At 67.2% G+C, this 18,807-nt stretch carries 21 protein-coding genes; 8 read left to right on the forward strand and 13 right to left on the reverse strand.

Annotation, left to right across the window (positions count from 1 at the left end; genetic code table 11):
* The first annotated feature begins 6 nt into the window (after positions 1 to 6).
* Together purS and purQ are read left to right on the forward strand one after the other, a co-directional pair.
* Entirely contained in the window at positions 7 to 312 is a 306-nt protein-coding gene (gene purS / locus IV501_RS13080; RefSeq protein ID WP_200556762.1) for a phosphoribosylformylglycinamidine synthase subunit PurS, read from the forward strand.
* Complete coding sequence (gene purQ, locus IV501_RS13085) at positions 309 to 1,007, forward strand: phosphoribosylformylglycinamidine synthase subunit PurQ (RefSeq protein WP_200556763.1); 699 nt, start codon at positions 309 to 311, stop codon at positions 1,005 to 1,007. Before purS ends, purQ begins: the two co-directional genes overlap by 4 nt.
* Before the next feature lie 73 nt (positions 1,008 to 1,080).
* Here purQ and IV501_RS13090 read toward each other — a convergent pair whose 3' ends face one another.
* The 7 genes from IV501_RS13090 to IV501_RS13120 all read right to left on the reverse strand — a co-directional run bounded on the left by IV501_RS13090 (position 1,081) and on the right by IV501_RS13120 (position 6,788).
* Positions 1,081 to 2,112, reverse strand: a complete 1,032-nt coding sequence (locus IV501_RS13090) for a cation diffusion facilitator family transporter (protein ID WP_200556764.1) — start codon at positions 2,110 to 2,112, stop codon at positions 1,081 to 1,083.
* Entirely contained in the window at positions 2,109 to 2,474 is a 366-nt protein-coding gene (locus tag IV501_RS13095) for an ArsR/SmtB family transcription factor (protein WP_200556765.1), read from the reverse strand. The genes IV501_RS13090 and IV501_RS13095 overlap by 4 nt, the downstream gene beginning before the upstream one ends.
* Before the next feature lie 165 nt (positions 2,475 to 2,639).
* Positions 2,640 to 3,812, reverse strand: a complete 1,173-nt coding sequence (locus IV501_RS13100; RefSeq protein ID WP_200556766.1) for a mechanosensitive ion channel family protein — start codon at positions 3,810 to 3,812, stop codon at positions 2,640 to 2,642.
* Positions 3,813 to 3,870: 58 nt separating this feature from the next.
* A complete protein-coding gene (locus IV501_RS13105; RefSeq protein WP_200556767.1) occupies positions 3,871 to 4,689 on the reverse strand; it encodes an anti-sigma factor in 819 nt (272 codons plus the stop codon).
* Complete coding sequence (locus tag IV501_RS13110; RefSeq protein ID WP_200556768.1) at positions 4,667 to 5,233, reverse strand: RNA polymerase sigma factor; 567 nt, start codon at positions 5,231 to 5,233, stop codon at positions 4,667 to 4,669. Before IV501_RS13110 ends, IV501_RS13105 begins: the two co-directional genes overlap by 23 nt.
* Before the next feature lie 51 nt (positions 5,234 to 5,284).
* Positions 5,285 to 5,953: a class F sortase gene (locus IV501_RS13115; protein ID WP_200556769.1), complete on the reverse strand. Its 669-nt coding sequence runs from the start codon at positions 5,951 to 5,953 to the stop codon at positions 5,285 to 5,287.
* Complete coding sequence (locus IV501_RS13120; RefSeq protein WP_200556770.1) at positions 5,940 to 6,788, reverse strand: DUF4397 domain-containing protein; 849 nt, start codon at positions 6,786 to 6,788, stop codon at positions 5,940 to 5,942. The genes IV501_RS13115 and IV501_RS13120 overlap by 14 nt, the downstream gene beginning before the upstream one ends.
* 208 nt (positions 6,789 to 6,996) lie before the next feature.
* Here IV501_RS13120 and purL point away from each other — a divergent pair, with 208 nt between their 5' ends.
* Entirely contained in the window at positions 6,997 to 9,342 is a 2,346-nt protein-coding gene (gene purL, locus IV501_RS13125) for a phosphoribosylformylglycinamidine synthase subunit PurL (RefSeq protein ID WP_307812282.1), read from the forward strand.
* 16 nt (positions 9,343 to 9,358) lie between these two features.
* Here the strand turns inward: purL and IV501_RS13130 are convergent, their stop codons facing one another.
* The 3 genes from IV501_RS13130 to IV501_RS13140 all read right to left on the reverse strand — a co-directional run bounded on the left by IV501_RS13130 (position 9,359) and on the right by IV501_RS13140 (position 11,116).
* The gene (locus IV501_RS13130; RefSeq protein WP_200556771.1) at positions 9,359 to 10,282 is read right to left on the reverse strand and encodes an SDR family NAD(P)-dependent oxidoreductase; all 924 of its coding nucleotides are present in this window, start codon (positions 10,280 to 10,282) and stop codon (positions 9,359 to 9,361) included.
* On the reverse strand, positions 10,282 to 10,617 hold the full coding sequence (locus tag IV501_RS13135; protein ID WP_200556772.1) for a chorismate mutase: 336 nt from the start codon (positions 10,615 to 10,617) through the stop codon (positions 10,282 to 10,284). The genes IV501_RS13130 and IV501_RS13135 overlap by 1 nt, the downstream gene beginning before the upstream one ends.
* Positions 10,618 to 10,696: 79 nt before the next feature.
* Complete coding sequence (locus IV501_RS13140) at positions 10,697 to 11,116, reverse strand: organic hydroperoxide resistance protein (protein WP_200556773.1); 420 nt, start codon at positions 11,114 to 11,116, stop codon at positions 10,697 to 10,699.
* Between the two features lie 56 nt (positions 11,117 to 11,172).
* Between IV501_RS13140 and IV501_RS13145 the strand changes: the two genes are divergently transcribed.
* On the forward strand, positions 11,173 to 11,958 hold the full coding sequence (locus IV501_RS13145) for a class I SAM-dependent methyltransferase (RefSeq protein WP_200556775.1): 786 nt from the start codon (positions 11,173 to 11,175) through the stop codon (positions 11,956 to 11,958).
* Here IV501_RS13145 and IV501_RS13150 read toward each other — a convergent pair.
* Positions 11,955 to 12,593: a GNAT family N-acetyltransferase gene (locus IV501_RS13150; protein ID WP_200556776.1), complete on the reverse strand. Its 639-nt coding sequence runs from the start codon at positions 12,591 to 12,593 to the stop codon at positions 11,955 to 11,957. The genes IV501_RS13145 and IV501_RS13150 overlap by 4 nt on opposite strands.
* A gap of 40 nt (positions 12,594 to 12,633) precedes the next feature.
* Between IV501_RS13150 and IV501_RS13155 the strand changes: the two genes are divergently transcribed.
* Positions 12,634 to 13,242 carry a maleylpyruvate isomerase N-terminal domain-containing protein gene (locus tag IV501_RS13155; protein ID WP_200556778.1) on the forward strand — a complete coding sequence of 203 codons (609 nt, stop codon included), beginning with the start codon at positions 12,634 to 12,636 and terminating at the stop codon, positions 13,240 to 13,242.
* A 15-nt stretch (positions 13,243 to 13,257) separates the two neighbouring features.
* Here the strand turns inward: IV501_RS13155 and IV501_RS13160 are convergent, their stop codons facing one another.
* On the reverse strand, positions 13,258 to 14,016 hold the full coding sequence (locus IV501_RS13160) for an SGNH/GDSL hydrolase family protein (RefSeq protein ID WP_200556779.1): 759 nt from the start codon (positions 14,014 to 14,016) through the stop codon (positions 13,258 to 13,260).
* A 154-nt stretch (positions 14,017 to 14,170) separates the two neighbouring features.
* On the reverse strand, positions 14,171 to 15,457 hold the full coding sequence (locus tag IV501_RS13165; RefSeq protein WP_200556780.1) for an adenylosuccinate synthase: 1,287 nt from the start codon (positions 15,455 to 15,457) through the stop codon (positions 14,171 to 14,173).
* A 115-nt stretch (positions 15,458 to 15,572) separates the two neighbouring features.
* On the opposite strand from IV501_RS13165, the gene IV501_RS13170 reads away from it, so the two are divergent.
* Genes IV501_RS13170 through IV501_RS13180 form a run of 3 tightly spaced genes read left to right on the forward strand, consistent with a single transcriptional unit; the run spans position 15,573 to position 18,771 of the window.
* Entirely contained in the window at positions 15,573 to 16,211 is a 639-nt protein-coding gene (locus tag IV501_RS13170; protein WP_234698527.1) for a TetR/AcrR family transcriptional regulator, read from the forward strand.
* Complete coding sequence (locus tag IV501_RS13175; RefSeq protein ID WP_200556781.1) at positions 16,211 to 16,846, forward strand: hypothetical protein; 636 nt, start codon at positions 16,211 to 16,213, stop codon at positions 16,844 to 16,846. Before IV501_RS13170 ends, IV501_RS13175 begins: the two co-directional genes overlap by 1 nt.
* Positions 16,847 to 16,851: 5 nt before the next feature.
* The gene (locus IV501_RS13180; protein WP_200556782.1) at positions 16,852 to 18,771 is read left to right on the forward strand and encodes a YhgE/Pip domain-containing protein; all 1,920 of its coding nucleotides are present in this window, start codon (positions 16,852 to 16,854) and stop codon (positions 18,769 to 18,771) included.
* The last annotated feature ends 36 nt before the right edge of the window (positions 18,772 to 18,807 follow it).

The raw sequence follows: 18,807 nt of genomic DNA on the forward strand, positions 1-18,807 counted from the left end.
TCATCGGTGCCCACAATCGTCGTCGAAGTCATGCCCAAGGCCGAACTTCTCGATCCCCAGGGGAAGGCCGTCGCCGGCGCCCTGTCCCGCCTTGGCAAGACCGAGTACACGGGAGTCCGCATCGGCAAGCGCTTCGAGCTGACCGTAGACGAGGTGACGGATGCCGTGCTCGCCGAGGTCACGGAACTCGCGAACGACATGTTCTCGAACTCGGTAATCGAAGACGTCGTCTCGATCTCCGTCGTCGGTACGACCCCGGTCGGTCACGATGACCTGCTGGCGGTCTCCGTGGACACGGTGGACAAGAATTGACCCGCGTCGGGGTCGTCACGTTTCCGGGGTCGCTCGACGACCGTGACGCGCAGCGCGCCGTGCGCCTCGCCGGTGCTGAGGCGGTCGCGCTCTGGCACGGCGACCACGACCTGCAGGGCGTCGACGCGATCGTGCTTCCCGGCGGCTTCAGCTACGGCGACTATCTGCGCTGTGGTGCTATCGCCTCGCTCTCGCCGATCATGGCCGAGGTGATCTCCGCCGCGAACTCCGGCATGCCCGTGCTGGGCATCTGCAACGGTTTCCAGATGCTGACCGAGGCGCACCTGCTGCCCGGCGGCCTGATTCGCAACGACCACGGCAGCTTCATCTGCCGCGACCAGGTGCTCCGGGTCGAGAGCACCGGCACCGCCTGGACTAACAGTTTCGACACCGGGGCCGAGATCGTGATCCCGCTCAAGAACGGCGAGGGCGGCTTCATCGCAGACGCGGAGACGATCGAGCGCCTCGAAGGCGACGGTCGGGTCGTGTTCCGCTACGTCGACGTCAACCCGAACGGTTCGCTCAACGACATCGCCGGAATCAGCAACGAGCGTGGCAACGTGGTCGGACTGATGCCGCACCCCGAGCACGCGATCGAAGAGGGCTTCGGCCCCGACACCGCACTCGCGATGCGCAACGGCACCGACGGCCTCACCGTGTTCACGTCGGCGATCACGGCGCTCATCTCGGCGTAACGCCGCCGATCGAGTAGCGCACGCCCTCTAGGGCGAACGCGTATCGAGATCCCCGCACGCATCCCCCGACGATTCAGCTCGCCGCCGACCGCACCGCGATGGTGATGTCGTCGAGGTTCGGGAGCGCGTGCTCGAGCCGGTGCTTCGCCTCTCGCACGGTCGCCTCGGCGTCGGCGAGCGAGGCATCCGTCACCACCACCGTGGCAGCGCCCTGCAATCGATGCCCAGACCAGCGCAATTGCATCCGCTGCACCGAACGGATGCCCGGCGCACTGTGCAGCGCGTGGGTCGCGGTGTCGATGAGGGCGGGTTCGACCCCATCCATCAGACGTCGTCCGATACTGCGCACCGTTCCCCACAGCAGCACGATGATTGCCGCGGAGATGACGAGGCCCACGATGGGGTCGGCCAGCGGGAATCCCAGCAGCACCCCGACGGCACCGACCACGACTGCCAGCGAGGTGAAACCGTCGATGCGGGCATGCACGCCGTCGGCGACGAGAGCGGCAGAGCCGATCTTCTGACCGACCCGGATGCGGTAGAGCGCGACGGTCTCGTTGCCCGCGAATCCGATCACTCCGGCCGCGACGACCCACCACAGGTTATGCAGCGGTTGCGGGTGGAAGAAGCGTTCGATCGACTGGTACGCGGCGACCACCGCCGACACCGCGACTACCGCGATGATGAACAGCCCCGCCAGGTCTTCTGCGCGGCCGTAGCCGTAGCTGTAGCGTTTCGTGGCGATGCGCCGTCCGAGCACGAAGGCGATCCAAAGGGGCACTGCGGTAAGCGCATCGGAGAAGTTGTGGATGGTGTCGGCGAAGAGCGCCACCGATCCGCTGATAAGGACCACGACGAACTGCAGCACGGTGGTCGCGAGCAGCACGAACAGGCTGATCTTCAGGGCACGAACGCCCTGCTCGCTCGCCTCCAACGCATCGTCGATCGAGTCCGCCGCGTCATGGCTGTGCGGCACGAACAGACCGTAGAAGAAGCCACGGATGCCGGTCGGGTGCGAGTGACCACCCGTGCCGTGCTCGTGCTCGTGCTCGTGCTCGTGCTCGTGCGCATGGTGCTGGTGGTGGTCGTCGTGGGCCCCGCTCACTGCGCCACCGCCTCGTCACCGTGATGGTGTCGCGGCGTGCCGCCCAGCGAGTGCTCGGCCTGGAAGATTGCATCCGAAACGAGCTGGCTCGCGTGCTCGTTTGCCAGTCGGTAGAAGACGCGGGTCCCCTCCTGCCGCGTGGTAACGAAGCGTGCGAGCCGCAGCTTGGCGAGGTGTTGCGAGACCGCGGCCGGAGACTTGTCGACGGTCGCCGAGAGGGTGTTCACCGATTGCTCGCCATCACGGAGCGCCAGGATCAGCCGCACCCGTGTCGCGTCGGCCAGCATCCCGAACACCTCGACCGCGAGTTCGACGTACTGGCTGTCGGGGTCGCGACCGCATATCCGCTTATCTGCATCCATACGCAGATTCTTTCATTAAATCGACCAGCGTCTTTTCCGAAATGAAGGCAATTTTCGCGTGACACACCTTTTCCACGGCTCGAGCACGGCATGTCGGAAGCGATTCCTGCATTTCGGAAGTGCCGGAAGTGCCGGAAGTGCCGGAGGCGTCGGAAGTGGGCTGGCTTACGCCTGGTCGGCGCGGGCCGCGGGATTCTGAATCGGGATCGAGGTGGTGAACTGACTGGCCCGCTCGTCGGCCTCGGCTGATCCGTGGAACAGTCCGCCGGTGTCGGTCGACGGCGCGCTCGGGCGGGGGGCAGGCTGGTCCTGAACGATCTCGATGCGGCTGTGCGGCAGCGCTTCTGGATCTGTGGACTGCAGCCACTCCACCATCTGCTCGCGCACCAGGCAGCGAAGATCGAACAGGGTCGGTGCATCGATCGCGGTCACCAGGATGCGGACGCGAACGAAGCCGCCGACGGCATCCGTCACCTGCAGCACCGACGCGCGCTGATCCCAGAGCGTTGTGCCGGCGAGGATCTGCTCCAGCCTCTCGCGCATGCGGACGGGGCTCACGCGCCAATCGAGGTCGAACTCGACCGAGCCGAGCAGCTCACTCGAGTTGCGTGTCCAGTTCTCGAACGGCGTCGTCGTGAAGTAGGTGGAGGGCAGCACGAGTCGGCGGTCATCCCAGATGTGCACCACCACGTAGGTGAGGGTGATCTCCTCGATGCGCCCCCACTCCCCGTCGGCGACGACCACGTCATCCACGCGAAGAGCGTCATTGAAGGCGAGCTGCACGCCGGCGAAGACGTTGCCCAGCGTGGACTGCGCGGCGAGGCCCGCGATAACCGAGACCACGCCGGCGGAGGCGAGCACGCTCGCGCCCACGGCCTGCACGCCGGGGAAGGTGAGCAGTATCGCTGCGATACCGACGATCACGATGATCACGCTCGCGAGCCGCCGCACGATGATCAGCTGCGTGCGCAGGCGGCGGCGCAACCGGTTGTCGGGAACGTCGGTGCGGTAGTAGCCCATGGTGAGACCGAGGGCGAAGCCGACGATATTGGTGAGGAACCAGGTGGCGACCGCGATGGTCAGGATGAGGAAGCCGTGGTTGACGCGCCCGGCCCAGACGGGCAGCGGCCAGGTCATGGCGACGGCGATCCAGAGGGCGACGACGACGAGCAAGACCCGGAACGGATGCCGCGCCCGGCTTCTCAGCAGACGGCCCCAGTCGCGACCGTGCGAGGCCACTCGCACGAGCACCGTGGTGGCGGCGATGACGAGCACCGCGGCAACGGCCGCGATGACCACAGCGAGGGCGAGGCCCCACCAGGTCGTCCACTCGAACACGGCTGCTCCTCTCGCCACGGATAACCCAGGCTAGCGAGGTCTGCGGCGGGTCGGGTTGCTACGAGAGGGTGCCGCGCACGATGGAGTTTCCCGAGTGTGCGGGGCTACCGTTTTCTGGCTCCTCGGAGATATCGACGACCGGATACGCGCCGGTACTGATCTCAGCCGGCATGGTGAAGCGTCCGCTATCCCCCACCAGCACGCCCAGGCTGATCAGTTTCTTCAGGGAGGCGGACATGATCCATACCTCTCGGAACGCACCGGATGACTCCGGTGCCGAGGTGAGGGTCACCACCAGCTGGCGCGTGCCAGAGGCGGTCGTCTCGACCTTGGCTTCGCCTCGAGCCCGCGGCCAGTCGGGGAAAGCCCGCAGGGTTGCGGCGGCGACAACCGTATCTGAGGGTGACTGCCGAGCTCCGATGATGGCTGCTCCGCCCCCGATGCCTACGATCAGGGCGACCGACGCCACGATCGACGCAAGCCCGAGTGGGATCCGACGCCTCCCCAACCGTGACCGCCGCCGGTGGGCGACGCGGTGCTCTCCCCGCCGCAGCCCCTCGAGGCGGTCGGGCTCGCGACCAGATGCATCGGCCGCGTCGACGACGACTGTTTCTGCGGAGGGGCCCGCGGAATAGGTGCCCTCGGCATCGGGGTCCTCACGAACCGCGGCAGAGATGCGGTCCCACACCGCCGGCCGCGGGGCGGTCAACTCGTCGAGTATCGGCGTCGTTCGGGCGAGCCTGACGACATGGGACAACTTCTCGAACTCCGCCCGACATTCGTCGCAGGCGTAGGTGTGCGCCCGGTCGGTCGAGGAGACATCCGGATCGAACAGTGCCATCAGGGCGATGACCTCAGGACTGACGTGCTCCACCATCCACCTCCAACCGTTCTCGCATTGCACCCAGACTTCGACGTATGTGGCTCTTTACCGTGCCGAGCGGAAGATTCAGGCTCTGTGCGATTTGCACGTGAGTGAGACGGTCGAAGAACGCCATGTTCATGATTCGTCGCGGCACGGGATCTAGACGGGAGAGTTCGTCGGCCAGGAGCATCCGTTCAACCACGTCGTCGGTCCAGGCCAGGGAGTCCCGGTCGAGAGACTGTGCCATCGTTTCACGGTCGCGCCGCTCGCGCGCTCGTTTGTCGAGAGCATCGACGATCTTGTTGTGCGTGATGCCCATCAGCCAGGCCACCAGGCGCGACCGGCTGGGATCGAAGTTCTGACGCGACTGCCACGCCGCGATGAACACGTGCTGCGTCACATCCTCGGCGTCTGTCGCGTTACCGAGGGAGCGGATCGCGAGGGTGTACACGAGACTCCCCCATCGCTCGTAGATGACGGCGAGCGCCGCCTCATCTCCCGCCTTGAACGCGGTCACGAGGGAGTGCTCGGCGCTGTCAGACAACACGTCGGCCATGGCACTCCTCGTTGATAGTTCGACTCTCTTGAGAGTCTGTCGGTACTGGGGCTACTGCGGTGTGGCGGTCACGACAATATTGTCGAGGTAATGGCCCGTGGCGGCGTTGAATTTTCCGCCGCAGGTAATCAAGATCAGCCGGGGCGGTCCCGCGCGGTCGAAGTAGTCGGCCATCGGAGCCCCTTCTTTCGCGACCTCCTGCACCGCGGTGGTCACGTAGTTGTGCACCGATCCGTTGCCCGCCTGGATGGCAATCGGAGAACCTGCAGGCAGGTCTCTGATCCGACTGAAGGGCCCGACCCCGCCGACGCGTGCATCGATATGGGCAACGATGACCGTTGTTCCCGCCGCAGACATGGGGCCTGAACCGAACTCGTACCACCCCGCTATGCGGGAGTCAGACGGAACGGCCATCTGGCCGTCGTCACCGAGCCCCTGGGGCAGCACCTGCATATCGATGGATGCTGCAGGAACGGTGATGCGCACGGGCGGCACAGTCGGGCTCATGTCCTGGGCCGATAGTCGACCATCCGTGCGCGGGATGGCCGGCCCCTCCGCCGTTGGCCGTGGTGTCGGCGTGGGCGACGGCGTGGCCTGGTACGTGGTTGCCGTCACCGCTGGTGCGCTACAGCCAGCGAGGGCAGCCGCAGCCAGGGCGAGGACTGCAATAAGTCCTGCCCTGGCCGCGGTCGGCGAGCTGCTGCGATTAGTGCTGCGCAAGAGCCTTTTTCCTACGGATGACGATGGCCGACCCGAATGCGACCACGATCATCACTCCGCCGAGCCCGAGAGCCCAGGCGACGGAATTGCCCTGCATTGCTGCATCCAGTGCCGCAGCACCCGTCTCTCCGGTGGGAACACCGGCCGGAGGAGTGTGCAGGCCCGAGATCGTCTGCACGGCAAGTGCGAGAGTGTTGGCTTCAGCACTGCCGTATGCGTACACGATCGTGTTCACACCCTCACGGATGGCCACGTCGGCCGGTCCGATCAGCGCTGGCGTGGTTGTTCCGGTGGCAGTCACCGACGCGGACACGGTCGTGGCGTCAAGGTTGAGAACCTTCTCGTTGGGGTTGGTCAGGTTCGAGACCACTGCCGCTCCTCCGGCAACCACGTCAACAGCCGGAGCGGCCGCAACGTGGCGTACCGTCAGCCGGCCCTGGCCGGGCGCCGTCTTGGAGATGTCGTTGGTGAACAGGGTGGCGGTTGGACTGCCGTCCGCCTTGAGGTGTGCAACGGCCGAGTAGTTCGTGTTCGCGGCGAGCGGGAGATCGATCGGTCCGATGATGGTCCGGTCGGTTGCCGAGGTGGCGTCTGCCGGGGTGATCGCCACCGAGTATGTTGCCGGGGCCAGAGCCAGCGGTCCGGCGACGGTGCCGGGAACGAAGTCATCAAGTGTGAGGGCACCGTTGACCCAGACATCGACTGTCGTCCCCGGAATTCCGTGCACGACAGACAGTTCTGCGTCGCCGGGGGCGGCCTGGGCCGACGCGGGCACGGCCAACGCCGCTATCGCAAAGGCGCCGATCGCGGCGCCGGTAATGATTCGTTTGTTCATGGGGTTCTCCGGTTTCTCCCTGACGGACGTGGATTGCCTTGCTGACTAGTACTTCCCCGAAGAACGCGTTCTGGATGCAGAAGTCACCGAATTATTTGTGCGGATGCTGCGCAGCGACCTCGCAGCGGGTGCGAGGGCAGCCCGCCCGCTACCCCTCGCGTAGAATTAATGCGACCGGCACTCCCTCTATCCAGGAGCATCTCGCCACGTGAGCATCCCCACCGCCAGCCCTTCCCCGTCCTCCTCCATCGTGGTCAGCGCACCTGACACGGTCGCAAACGCGGAGGCCACCCCGGAGAAGGAGCAGCCGTACGCGGCGCTCGGCCTCACCGAGCCGGAGTATCTCAGCATCCGTTCCATCCTCGGGCGGCGTCCGACGAGCGGCGAGCTCGCGATGTACTCGGTCATGTGGAGCGAACACTGCTCGTATAAGTCCTCGAAGCGGTACCTGCGCCAGTTCGGCGACAAGGTCACCCCCGCCATGAAGAAGAACCTCATGGTCGGCATGGGCGAGAACGCCGGCGTCGTCGACGTCGGCCAGGGTTGGGCGGTCACGTTCAAGATCGAGAGCCACAACCACCCCTCGTACATCGAACCCTTCCAGGGCGCGGCGACCGGCGTCGGCGGCATCGTGCGCGACATCATCTCGATGGGCGCCCGCCCGGTTGCGGTCATGGATGCGCTGCGATTCGGTGCCATCGACGACCCCGACACGGCCCGCGTCGTGCACGGCGTCGTCTCCGGAATCAGCTTCTACGGCAACTGCCTCGGCCTGCCGAACATCGGCGGCGAGACCTGGTTCGACCCGGTGTACCAGGCAAACCCCCTGGTCAATGCCCTCGCGGTCGGCGTGCTGCGCCACGAAGACCTCCACCTGGCCAACGCCAAGGGCGTGGGAAACAAGGTCGTTCTGTTCGGTGCGCGCACCGGCGGCGACGGCATCGGCGGGGCATCCATTCTCGCCTCTGACTCGTTCTCCGAGGGCGGCCCGACCAAGCGCCCGGCCGTGCAGGTCGGCGACCCCTTCGCCGAGAAGGTGCTCATCGAGTGCTGCCTCGAGCTGTTCCAGCAGAAGCTGGTCGAGGGCATCCAGGATCTCGGAGCAGCCGGCATCAGCTGCGCGACCAGCGAGCTCGCCTCCAACGGCGACGGTGGAATGTTCATCGAACTCGAGAAAGTACTGCTGCGCGATCCGACGCTCACGGCCGAGGAGATCCTCATGTCGGAGAGCCAGGAGCGGATGATGGCCATCGTCACGCCCGACAAGCTCGAGGGCTTCCTCGCCGTCGTGAACAAGTGGGATGTCGAAACCAGCGTGCTGGGCGAGGTCACCGACTCCGGACGCCTCATCATCAACTGGCACGGCGAGGAGATCGTCAACGTCGAGCCGCGCACCGTCGCTCTCGACGGCCCGGTCTACGACCGCCCGGTCGCCTACCCCACCTGGATCGACGAGCTGCAGGCGTCAACGACGGCAACGCTGCCCCGCGCCACCTCCGACGAGCAGCTGAAGGCGCAGGCGACCGCCCTGCTCGGCAGCGGCAACCTCGCCTCCAAGGAGTGGATCACCAACCAGTACGACCGCTACGTCGGCGGCAACACGGCGCTCAGCTTCCCCGACGACGGCGGAATGGTCCGTGTCGACGAGGAGAGCGGCCTCGGCTTCGCCGTCGCGACGGATGCCAACGGCCGCTACGCGCAGCTCGACCCGTACCGCGGTGCGCAGCTCGCCCTCGCCGAGGCCTTCCGCAACGTGGCCGTGAGCGGAGCCACCCCGGTCGCGGTCAGCGACTGCCTCAACTTCGGCTCGCCGGAGAACCCCGAGGTCATGTGGCAGTTCTCCAAGGCGGTCGAGGGACTGGCCGACGGATGCCTCGAACTCGAGATTCCCGTCACCGGCGGCAACGTCAGCTTCTACAACCAGACCGGCGACGTGCCGATCCACCCGACGCCGGTCGTCGCCGTGCTCGGCGTGATCGACGACGTCGCGGAGCGCATCCCGTCTGGCTGGCAGGACGAGGGAAACAACATCTACCTGCTCGGCACCACGCGCGAGGAGCTCGACGGTTCGGCCTGGGCCGGCGTCGTGCACGACCACCTCGGCGGCGTGCCGCCGCTGGTCGACTTCCCGGCCGAGCAGCGTCTGGCCGGGCTGATCAAGGCGGCCTCCGCGCAGAACATCATCGCCTCAGCGCACGATCTCTCCGACGGCGGCCTGATCCAGGCGGTCTCCGAGTCGGTGCTGCGCTTCGGTGTCGGCGCCCGCCTGTGGATCACCGAGCTCATGCAGCGCGACGGCGTCGATGCCACAGCCGCCCTGTTCTCCGAGTCCGGGGCCCGCGCGATCGTGAGTGTTCCGCGCGAGGACGACGTGCGGTTCGTCGGGCTGTGCGAAGGCCGCGGCATCCCGGCACTGCGCATCGGTGTGACCGACGGCAGCAGCCTCGAGCTGCAGGACCGGTTCACCCTCACCCAGGACGAGTTGCAGTCGACCTACCGCGGCACGCTGCCGGAGCACTTCGGCCCGGTCGTGGGCTACGCACCGCTCTCGTAGCGCACTCCGCGAGGCCTCAGATCGGGAAGCGCTGACCGACGAGGTCCTCGGAGGTGCGCCACAGGCTCGCGCCGGCACCCGCGCCGTGGCTCTGCGCCGCGGGCTTCTGCCGCACGGGAGGGCCGCTGAGGTTGTTGCGTGGACCCCAGTAGTCGCCGCCGCGAGCATCCGGATCCGTCGCAGCGCGCACGATCGACCACGCTGCGGTCTCCTTGGAGCCGCCGATGAAGAACAGAAGGCGGGCCCTCAGCCGTTCGCCCGACGTCGGCTCGAGCACGCCCGGTCGCCGTGGGCTGTTGCCGTCCTGGGCGCCTCCGGGGTGGGCGACCAGCGCCGTCACCGAACTGCCGGCGGCACGCAGTCGTCGATCAAGCTCGAAGCCGAAGGACTGCGTCGCGTGTTTCGAGCGGGCGTAGGTGCCGAACGCCGAGTATCGCCCCTTGGTGCTCTGCAGATCGTCGAGATCGAACCCGCGGAGCCTGGTCGCGCCGCTTCCCACCGTCACGATGCGGCTGGCTGGCGTCTTCTCGAGTGTCGGAAAAAGGAGCGCTGTCAACAAGAAGTGCCCGAGGTGATTGGTGCCGAACATCAGCTCGTTGCCGTCTTCGGTTTCGGCTCGGCCCTTCGTCGCCATGATCGACCCGGCGTTTTCGATCAGCGCTTCGATGCGCGGCAGCGACGAGAGCGTGGCGGCTGCGGCACGCACCGAGGCGAATGACGAGAGGTCGAGCAGTACAGCGCTCACCTGTGCGCCCGGCACCTGGGCACGGATCGCGGCAAGCGCGGCATCCGCTCTGGCCTGCGTGCGACTGGTGATCACCACCTGCCCGCCCGCCGCGGCGAGCTGTTCAGCGATGAAGTAACCGATGCCGGCGTTGCCTCCGGTCACCACGAAGGTCTTGCCGACCTGGGTCGGGATGTGCTCGGGGTCCCAGGGCATCAGTCGTCGAGCTCATCGGGAAGAGTCGTGGTGCGGATGGCGCCGGTGGCGATCTGCTCGTGCTGGTGGATGACCTCGGCGATGATGAAGTTCAGAAACTTCTCGCCGAACGCCGGGTCGAGATGCGACTCCTCGGCGAGCGCCTTCAGCCGATGGATCTGCTGCTTCTCGCGGGTGGGATCGGCGGCAGGCAACCCGTTCGCCGCCTTCAGCCGACCGACTGTCTGGGTGAACTTGAATCGTTCGGCGAGCAGATGCACGAGAGACGCATCGATATTGTCGATGCTCTGCCGCAGGCTGAGGAGTTGAGCTTGTGCGTCAGTGGGTTCGGCCATGAGTCGAGGCTATCGCTCGGCCGTGGTCGAGCAGGCCGCGAATGCGCTGTGTGACACGCGCGGCCCGCTCGGTGGGGGGCTAGTCGACCAGGGTCAGCGTGACGTCGATGTTGCCGCGGGTGGCGTTGGAGTACGGGCAGACCTTGTGGGCGGCATCCACCAGCTCCTGGCGGCGGTCGGCCGGCACGTTAGGCGCGTAGACGTCGAGCTCGACCGCCAGGCCGAATCCACCCTCACCGTTGCTGCCGATTCCGACGCTGGCCGAGACCGAGGCGTCGCTGGTGTCGAGCTTGAGGCCGCGGCCCACCGCGTGGATAGCGCTGAGGAAGCAGGTCGAGTATCCGGCCGCGAACAGCTGCTCGGGGTTGGTGCCCTCGCCGGAGCCCCCCATCTCCTTGGGAACACGGGTGTCAAAGTCGAGCCGATCGTCTTCAGAACGGACGTGTCCGTCGCGTCCTGCTCCGGTGGCGTGGGCGATTGCGGTGTATGCGATTTCCATGCTTAAAGCCTAAAACGACCGCGGAGGTGCTCCGTCACGGCGGGATAATCGTCAGTATGTACACGGCTGACGATTCCGACGACGACTTCGACCGTCTCGTCCGTGATGGCTCGGCGACACCCACCGATGGCTGGGACTTCTCCTGGTTCGACGGGCGCGCCATCGAGAACCGCCCGAGCTGGGGGTACTCGCGACTGCTCGTGCCGCTGTACTCCCGCGCCGAGGCGGTGCTCGACGTGCAGACCGGCGGCGCCGAGGTCTACTCCGAAGCTCTGGATGCCGCGCACCCGCGCCCCTCCACGGTGCTCGCCACCGAGTCCTGGGGCCCCAACCTCGAGCTGGCGCGCGCGGCGCTGGCACCGTTCGGCGGCCGGGTTGATCAGGTTTCGGATGCCGCGGACTTCCCCCTCGCCGACGCCTCCGTCGACGTCGTCTCCAGCCGCCACCCGACAGCCAATCGCTTCGACGAGGTCGCTCGCGTGCTGCGGCCGGGCGGCACGTTCATCAGCCAGCAGGTCGTGGGGCTCGCGACCAACCGGGAGATCTACGAGTTCTTCCTCGGGCCACAGGACCACGATCCGGAGGAGGGGCTGCGACTGATCGGCGAGGGAGTGGCGGCGGTCGGACTGCGGCTCGACGACCTGCGGTACGAGGAGACGAAGGTCGAGTTCTTCGACGTGGGCGCGCTCGTGTACTTCTTGCGCAAGGTGCTCTGGACGGTGCCCGACTTCACCGTTGAGCGCTACCGCGACAAGCTCATCGAGGTGCATGCGGAGATCCTGCAGAACGGTGCCTTCGTGTCGTACAGCCGCCACGCGCTGGTGTTGGCGACCAGACTCTAACGACTGCGGAACAGTACCGGGCGGTCGCCGTGACGGGACAGCCGCGCCTCGAGACCGGCGCGGACATCCGGCCATTCGTCGGCGAGGATCGAGTAGACGGCGGTGTCGCGCCAACTGCCGTCGGCACGCGGCCGGTCGTGTCGCAGCACCCCTTCGAACGTGGCGCCGATCCCCGCGATGGCCGCGCGGGAACGCTCGTTGAGGGAATCGGCCTGAAGCTTCACGCGCTCGAAGCCGTGGTCGAATGCCAGCCCCAGCATGAGCAGCTTGGTCTCGGCGTTGACGGCAGTTCCCCAGGCCCGCGGGTCATAGGCTGTCCAGCCGATGTGGGTCGAGCCCCACTGCGGCATGAAGTCGGAGAGGGTCGAGGTGCCGACCAATTCGCCGTCGTGCGGGCCGCCAGTGAGCACTACGGCGTAGGGGTTGCCGGTCTCGAACGGGTAGTACCCGTTCGCGAACTCGATGAATTGCGCCTCGCTCTGCGGAACTCCGGCCGGCCCCCCGCCATAGCCACCGGCGAAGACCTGGGGCGTGCCAATAGCGCGGAATAGGGCCGGTAGCTGGTCGTGCGTCAACGGCTCGAGCGTCACGAAACGGCCGGGCAAGCGGGCGGGCGTAGGGCGTGTCGCAGTCATCTGCCACAGTCTGGCAGCGCGGGATGCCACGATGGTACCCGTGAGCAGCGCCGCACTCTTCGCCCGATCATCCAGCTCGTTTCTCGAGCTGCTGGGACAGGTCTCCGACGACCAATGGGAGCTTCCCGGCCTCGGGGTCTGGACCGTGCGCAGCCTTGCCGGCCACACGGCGCGCGCCATCCTCACGGTGGAGAGCTACCTCAATCAGGAGGAGCCCAGCGACATCACCATCCCCTCCGCCGAGGCCTACTACTCCAGCGTCTTCTCCCACTTCACGGATGCCGCAGCGGTCGCCGCGCGCGGCGTCGAGGCCGGCGTGTGGCTGGGTTCCAATCCCGCCGCCCAGGTCTCCTCGGCTCTGACCCGCACCCTCGCGCTGGTGGACGCCCAGCCTGCCAATCGGCTGGTCTCGATCGGCGGCATGGGAATCCTGCTCACGGAATACCTGCGCACCCGCGTGCTCGAGCTGGTGGTGCACACCATCGACCTGAGTCGAGCCACGGGCATCCGTCACAGCCTGCCGGATGCGACCATCGCCGATGCCCTTGCTTTGGCCAGCGCGACCGCGGCAGAGAAGGGCCAGGGCGAGACAGTGCTGCTGGCGCTCACCGGCCGCGTCGCTCTGCCGTCGGGCTTCAGCGTCGTGTAGTCACTGCGGCGTGGTTCAGGTCTCCTCCTGCAGCTGTTGCTCGGCCAGGTAGCGGCCCCACCGCCGATACAGAGTGGCGTATTCGAAGACGCCGTCAGCGAAGTCGTCAGCCGAGATCTCGGGCAGGGTGATGCACTGTGCCCGCGGCAGAGAAGAGCACACCTCCGCCGCGATGGTGCTGAGCTCGCGCGCATCCTGGATCAGCACACCGCTCACGAAGGATCCGGCTTGAACGTAGCGGGAGACGTCGGGCACCTCGGTGACGAACAGTCGCGCCCCCGGCGCCATCGTCGCGTCGAGAAACCAGACCAGACGTTCGAAGTCCCGGCGCCATGCCGCGATCGGAACGAAGGAAAGCAGATCCGTGATGCCCGGCGAGAGCACGATCAGGTCGTAACTGGCGAGACCGCGGAGGCCCCGGAGCGACTCCCCGGTGGCCGCAAGCCGCAACTTGGGCTGCGCGAGCGCCTCCCACTCGACCCCGCGACCGGTCAGCTCATGTAACCGATGAGCGAGCTGATGAGCGACCCCCAGACGGTTGCTGTGCACCCCAAGGGCCGAGCCGCTGAGCCCACCGACCACCAGCACGTTGAGCGTGTTCGGCCCCTCGATGAGACCGTGGGGGGCGTCATCGGGAATTCCTGCCGCCAGGCGGGTTGGCGCCCCGGCGATGTAGCTCTTGGCCAACAACGGACGCACCGCGGCGAGCCCCCACCGCAGCACACGGCGACCCAGCCGTGGCGGCGGGGCCGCGGAGTTGTCGGAGTCCGTCATCCCCTGAATCTACTGACCGTTCCCCGGATTCGCACCGGGATCGCCGAACTGAGCAATATTCCTCAGCGGACGAGCTGCGCCCGTTCGTGCGGAATGTGCCTGCTCGTGGAGGCACAATGCGCACGAACGGGCACAATCGCGAGGGGCACGGCTCCTAGCCGAGCAGGTCGTGCCGCACGACGATCGCCTCGCGGCCGGGGCCGACGCCGATCGCCGAGATGCGGGAACCACTCATCTTCTCCAGCGCGAGCACGTAGTTCTGCGCATTGACCGGCAGATCTTCGAAGCTGCGGGCGCCGGTGATGTCTTCGGACCAGCCCGGGAACTGCTCGTAGATCGGCTTCGCGTGGTGGAAGTCCGACTGCGACACCGGAACCTCCTCGACCCGCTGGCCGTCTACCTCGTAGGCCACACAGACCGGGATGTACTCGAGCCCGGTCAGCACGTCGAGCTTGGTCAGCACGAAGTCGGTGACGCCGTTGATGCGGGCGCTGTAGCGCGCGACCGGAGCGTCGTACCATCCGCAGCGGCGCGGACGCCCGGTGGTGGTGCCGAACTCGAAGCCGTGCGAGCGCAGGAATTCGCCCGACTCGTCGAACAGCTCGGTGGGGAACGGGCCGGCGCCGACGCGGGTCGTGTAGGCCTTGACCACGCCGATGACCCGGTCGAAACGGTTGGGGGCGACGCCGGACCCGGTCGCCGCGCCGCCACTGGTGGCGTTCGAGGAGGTCACGAAGGGATACGTGCCGTGGTCGACATCCAGCATCGTGGCCTGGCCGCCTTCGAACAGCACGGTCTTGCCGGCGTCGAGCGCCTGGTTGAGCACCAGGCCGGTGTCGGCGACCATCGGACGCAGCCGCTCGGCGTAGCTCAGCAGGTCTTCCACGACCTCGTCGACGCCGATCGCACGACGGTTGTAGATCTTGACCAGCAGGTGGTTCTTGAGATCGAGAGCTCCCTCGACCTTCTGGCGCAGGATGTTCTCGTCGAAAATGTCCTGAATACGGATGCCGACCCGGTTGATCTTGTCGGCATACGCCGGACCGATGCCCCGCCCGGTCGTGCCGATCTGACGCTTGCCGAGGAAGCGCTCGGTCACCTTGTCGATCGTGCGGTGGTACTGCGTGATCACGTGGGCGTTCGCGCTGACCAGAAGCTTGGAGATGTCGACGCCGCGCGAGCCGAGAGCCTCGAGCTCGTGGAACAGCACCTCGATGTCGACGACGACGCCGTTAGCGATCACGGGCGTGACGCCCTCACTGAGGATTCCCGACGGCAGCAGGTGAAGTGCGTACTTCTGGCTGCCGATCACGACGGTGTGGCCGGCGTTGTTTCCGCCGTTGAACTTGACGACGTAGTCGACGCGGCTTCCGAGAAGGTCAGTGGCCTTGCCCTTGCCCTCATCGCCCCATTGGGCGCCGATCAGAACGACTGCAGGCATAGGAGATCCGTTCGAGTTGGGTGGGGATGCACCTCATTCTACCGAGACTGCTCAGGGGGGCCCTCGAATGACCAGGTAACTTGCACAAGGCTGTGCAAGTTATTACGATGAGGTGATGACCATCCCCACGTCCGTGCGCGCCCCGCGCCGCGACGCCGCCGAGAACCGCGAGGCTCTGCTCGCCGCCGCCCGGGTCGTGCTCAACCGCGACCCGTCCAGCTCGCTCGAGACGATCGCCGCCGAGGCCGGTCTCAGCCGGCGCTCCGTGTACGGCCACTTCGCCACCCGCGACGACCTGCTGCGCGAACTCGTCACCGTCGGCGCCCGCCGCGTCGCCACCGCACTCTCCACCATCAGCCATCCCGACCCGCTCACCCGGCTCGCGCTGATCGCGTCGCACCTCTGGCGCGAGGTCGAGAGCGTACGGATGATGGCGGTCCTCGCCGTGCGCGGCCCACTCGCGAAGAACACCGCCTCCTTGCTCAGCCCCATCCGGGTCAGCGTGCGCGAGGCCATCCACGACGGGCAGGCCGACGGCAGCATGCGCACCGATCTCGATCCGGCCCTGCTGGCCCGTCTGGTCGAAGACACCGCGCTTCTCGTGCTCGAGGAGTCTGCCGAGCATCCACTCGCCGCCCGCGACGGGCACCGCCTCACCATGCTCATGGTGCTCGGCTGCGTCGGCCTCGGCTGGACGGCGGCTGGCACCTTCATCGACGACACCCCCGAACTGCAGTGGAAGGACCACTCCTGATGCGTATCACCCTCGACGACGCCGCCATCGGCGAAGGGCTCGGCGCAGACGTGCCGCCCACCAGCCTCACCGTTGTGAGCGGCGCCCCCGTGGCGCTCGCGGTGGAAGGCGACGAGCGTCCGCTGCTGATCTCGATGCTGCTCGGCGGGCGGCTCAAGCCCGAGTCTGGCCGTGTTCTCATCGACGGTCGCTCCGACTTCGCCGATCTGCGCAATCGCACCGCCCTGGTGGACACCCCGTGGGTCGCCGAGCCCTCCGCCGGCATCGACCTGCGCGTCATCGTGGCCGAGGAATTCGCCTTCGCCGGTCAGCCGACGGGACGCCGGGCCGTCGACGTATTCCTCTCCCGGCATGGGCTCGAAGAGTATGGCTCGCTGCCGATCCGGTCCCTGCCCGCTGGCGATCGCATCCGCCTATTCAGCGAACTCGCCGTGCTGCGCGACGAGGTGGACGGCATCATCGTCACCTCGCCAGAGCGCCACGGTGCCGGCGTCGAGGACTGGTACGAACCGCTCACCGGAATCGCCGACCGCGGCATCCTCGTCATCATCGTGACGGATGTCGCGACCGCCGCATCCCTCACCGCTCTCGGCGCCGCACTTCCCGCCGACCTCACCACCGCTTCTGAAAGCTGATCGCCATGACCATCGTTCCCCTCATTCGAGCCGAGTTCGCCCGGCTCACCGCGAGCAAGCTCGGCATCGCCTCGCTGATCGCACTCATGACGGTGCCGCTGTTCTACGGCGGGCTGTACCTCTGGGGCAACCACGACCCGTACAGCAACCTCAAGAACATCCCGGCGGCGGTCGTCGTCGCCGACACCGGCACCACCGTCGATGGAAAGACCACCAATTACGGCGAGAAGACCGCGACCTCACTGCTGAAAGACAAGAAGTTCGACTGGGTCGAGGTCTCGGCGAAGCAGGCACGCGCCGGGGTGAAGAAGGGCACATACGACTTCTCGGTCAGCTTCCCGGCCGACTTCTCCACCAAGCTCGCCTCCGCCGCCGGCGACAACCCGTCCGCTGCCCGCATCGACCTCACCACCGACGACACCAACAGCTACCTCAGCACCACCATCGCCAAGCAGGCGACCGAGATGGTGCGCGTGGAGATCGCCAAGCAGGTCGGCGCGAAGGCGTCCCTCACCCTGTTGGATTCGATCGGCGACATCCGCGACGGACTCGTGAAAGCGGATGACGGCGCCACCAAGCTCTCCGACGGTGCGGCCACCGCGGCCTCGGGTGCGAACTCCCTCGCCTCGGGTAACGCACAGCTCGCGTCGGGGGCGGCGACCCTGAGCTCGGGACTCGCGCAGCTCGACGCGAAAGCATCGGGGCTGCCCGCGAACACGCAGAAGCTGAGCGCGGGGGCGAGCGCGCTGTCGAGCGGGCTGCAGGCCGCTGTAACGCCGGGGCCGAAATCGGTCGCGGCCCTGCAGTCGGGCGCTGCTCAGCTCGCCGCCGCAGCGCCGAGCGCAACCGAGCAAGCAGAGATCATCGGAGCTCTCACCCTTGCTGGCGCTTCTCCTCAGGAGATCGCCCAAGTGAATGCACAACTCAGCGGGATCCGCGATGGCTCTGCACAGCTCTCATCGAGCATCACGACCGACCTCGTGCCCAGCGTCACCGCCGCTGCATCCGGCGCGGCCCAGGTCGCAGCCGGCGCCGCGGCGCTCAACTCCGCCGCGCCGACCCTGGCCTCCGCGGTGCACAGCGCCGCGACCGGGGCAGCCAGTCTGTCGACCGGGGCCGCTCAGGCCTCGAGTGGGGCATCCGATCTGTCCGGCGGGGTAAATCAGCTCGCCTCGGGATCATCAGAACTGTCGAGCTCGCTCGGGGACGCCGTGCAGAAGATCCCGACGATGAGCGGCGCCGATCGCACGACCGCGTCGAACCTCATTGCCGACCCGCTGTCGGTGAAGCAGGACGCGATCACCGAAGCGGCGGACTACGGTGCCGGGCTCGCGCCGTTCTTCCTCAGTCTCGCCTCGTGGATCGGCATCTATGCGCTGTTCCTGATCGTGCGGCCGCTGTCCCGCCGCGCACTCACGGCGGTGCGACGGCCGATCCGCACGATGCTCGCCGGCTGGCTGACCCCGGCCATTCTCGGGGTGATCCAGATGGTGGCCCTGTTCGCCGTCGTCACGCTCGCCCTCGGGCTTCCCGTGGCAAACCCGGTCGGACTCGTCGCGTTCATGGCCTTCGTGGCGCTCTCGTTCGCCGCGATCGTGCTCGCGCTCAACGTGCTGCTCGGCAGCGTCGGGCAGTTCCTCGCGCTGATCTTCATGGTGGTGCAGCTGGTCGTCGCCGGCGGCACCTTCCCGTGGCAGACACTGCCGGGTCCGTTGCGCGCGCTGCACCAGGCGCTTCCGATGAGTCATGCGGTAGACGGCATCCGCCAGCTCATGTACGGCGGACTCAGCTCCGACGTCTGGCAGGCGATCCTGCCGCTGCTGTTCTGGCTGGTCGGCTCGCTGCTCGTCGCCGCATTAGGCGCCCGTCGCCAGGGCAAGTTCCGCACCCTGCGGGAGCTGCGCCCCTCCGCCATCGGCGGCTGACCCTACTCGCCGGTCGAGTAGCGCCCGAGAGACGAC

It is taken from the genome of Lacisediminihabitans changchengi (genome assembly GCF_016634425.1).
Classification (GTDB): domain Bacteria; phylum Actinomycetota; class Actinomycetes; order Actinomycetales; family Microbacteriaceae; genus Lacisediminihabitans; species Lacisediminihabitans changchengi.

Excerpts from the sequence above, each read along its gene's own strand:
- IV501_RS13175 (WP_200556781.1), top strand. The coding sequence starts at position 16,211 with ATGCGTATCACCCTCGACGACGCCGCCATCGGCGAAGGGCTCGGCGCA.
- IV501_RS13160 (WP_200556779.1), bottom strand. The coding sequence starts at position 14,016 with ATGACGGACTCCGACAACTCCGCGGCCCCGCCGCCACGGCTGGGTCGC.
- IV501_RS13165 (WP_200556780.1), bottom strand. The coding sequence starts at position 15,457 with ATGCCTGCAGTCGTTCTGATCGGCGCCCAATGGGGCGATGAGGGCAAG.
- IV501_RS13135 (WP_200556772.1), bottom strand. The coding sequence starts at position 10,617 with ATGGCCGAACCCACTGACGCACAAGCTCAACTCCTCAGCCTGCGGCAG.
- IV501_RS13095 (WP_200556765.1), bottom strand. The coding sequence starts at position 2,474 with ATGGATGCAGATAAGCGGATATGCGGTCGCGACCCCGACAGCCAGTAC.
- IV501_RS13180 (WP_200556782.1), top strand. The coding sequence starts at position 16,852 with ATGACCATCGTTCCCCTCATTCGAGCCGAGTTCGCCCGGCTCACCGCG.
- IV501_RS13120 (WP_200556770.1), bottom strand. The coding sequence starts at position 6,788 with ATGAACAAACGAATCATTACCGGCGCCGCGATCGGCGCCTTTGCGATA.
- IV501_RS13145 (WP_200556775.1), top strand. The coding sequence starts at position 11,173 with ATGTACACGGCTGACGATTCCGACGACGACTTCGACCGTCTCGTCCGT.
- IV501_RS13110 (WP_200556768.1), bottom strand. The coding sequence starts at position 5,233 with ATGGCCGACGTGTTGTCTGACAGCGCCGAGCACTCCCTCGTGACCGCG.
- IV501_RS13130 (WP_200556771.1), bottom strand. The coding sequence starts at position 10,282 with ATGCCCTGGGACCCCGAGCACATCCCGACCCAGGTCGGCAAGACCTTC.
- IV501_RS13170 (WP_234698527.1), top strand. The coding sequence starts at position 15,573 with ATGACCATCCCCACGTCCGTGCGCGCCCCGCGCCGCGACGCCGCCGAG.
- IV501_RS13105 (WP_200556767.1), bottom strand. The coding sequence starts at position 4,689 with ATGGTGGAGCACGTCAGTCCTGAGGTCATCGCCCTGATGGCACTGTTC.
- IV501_RS13140 (WP_200556773.1), bottom strand. The coding sequence starts at position 11,116 with ATGGAAATCGCATACACCGCAATCGCCCACGCCACCGGAGCAGGACGC.
- IV501_RS13150 (WP_200556776.1), bottom strand. The coding sequence starts at position 12,593 with ATGACTGCGACACGCCCTACGCCCGCCCGCTTGCCCGGCCGTTTCGTG.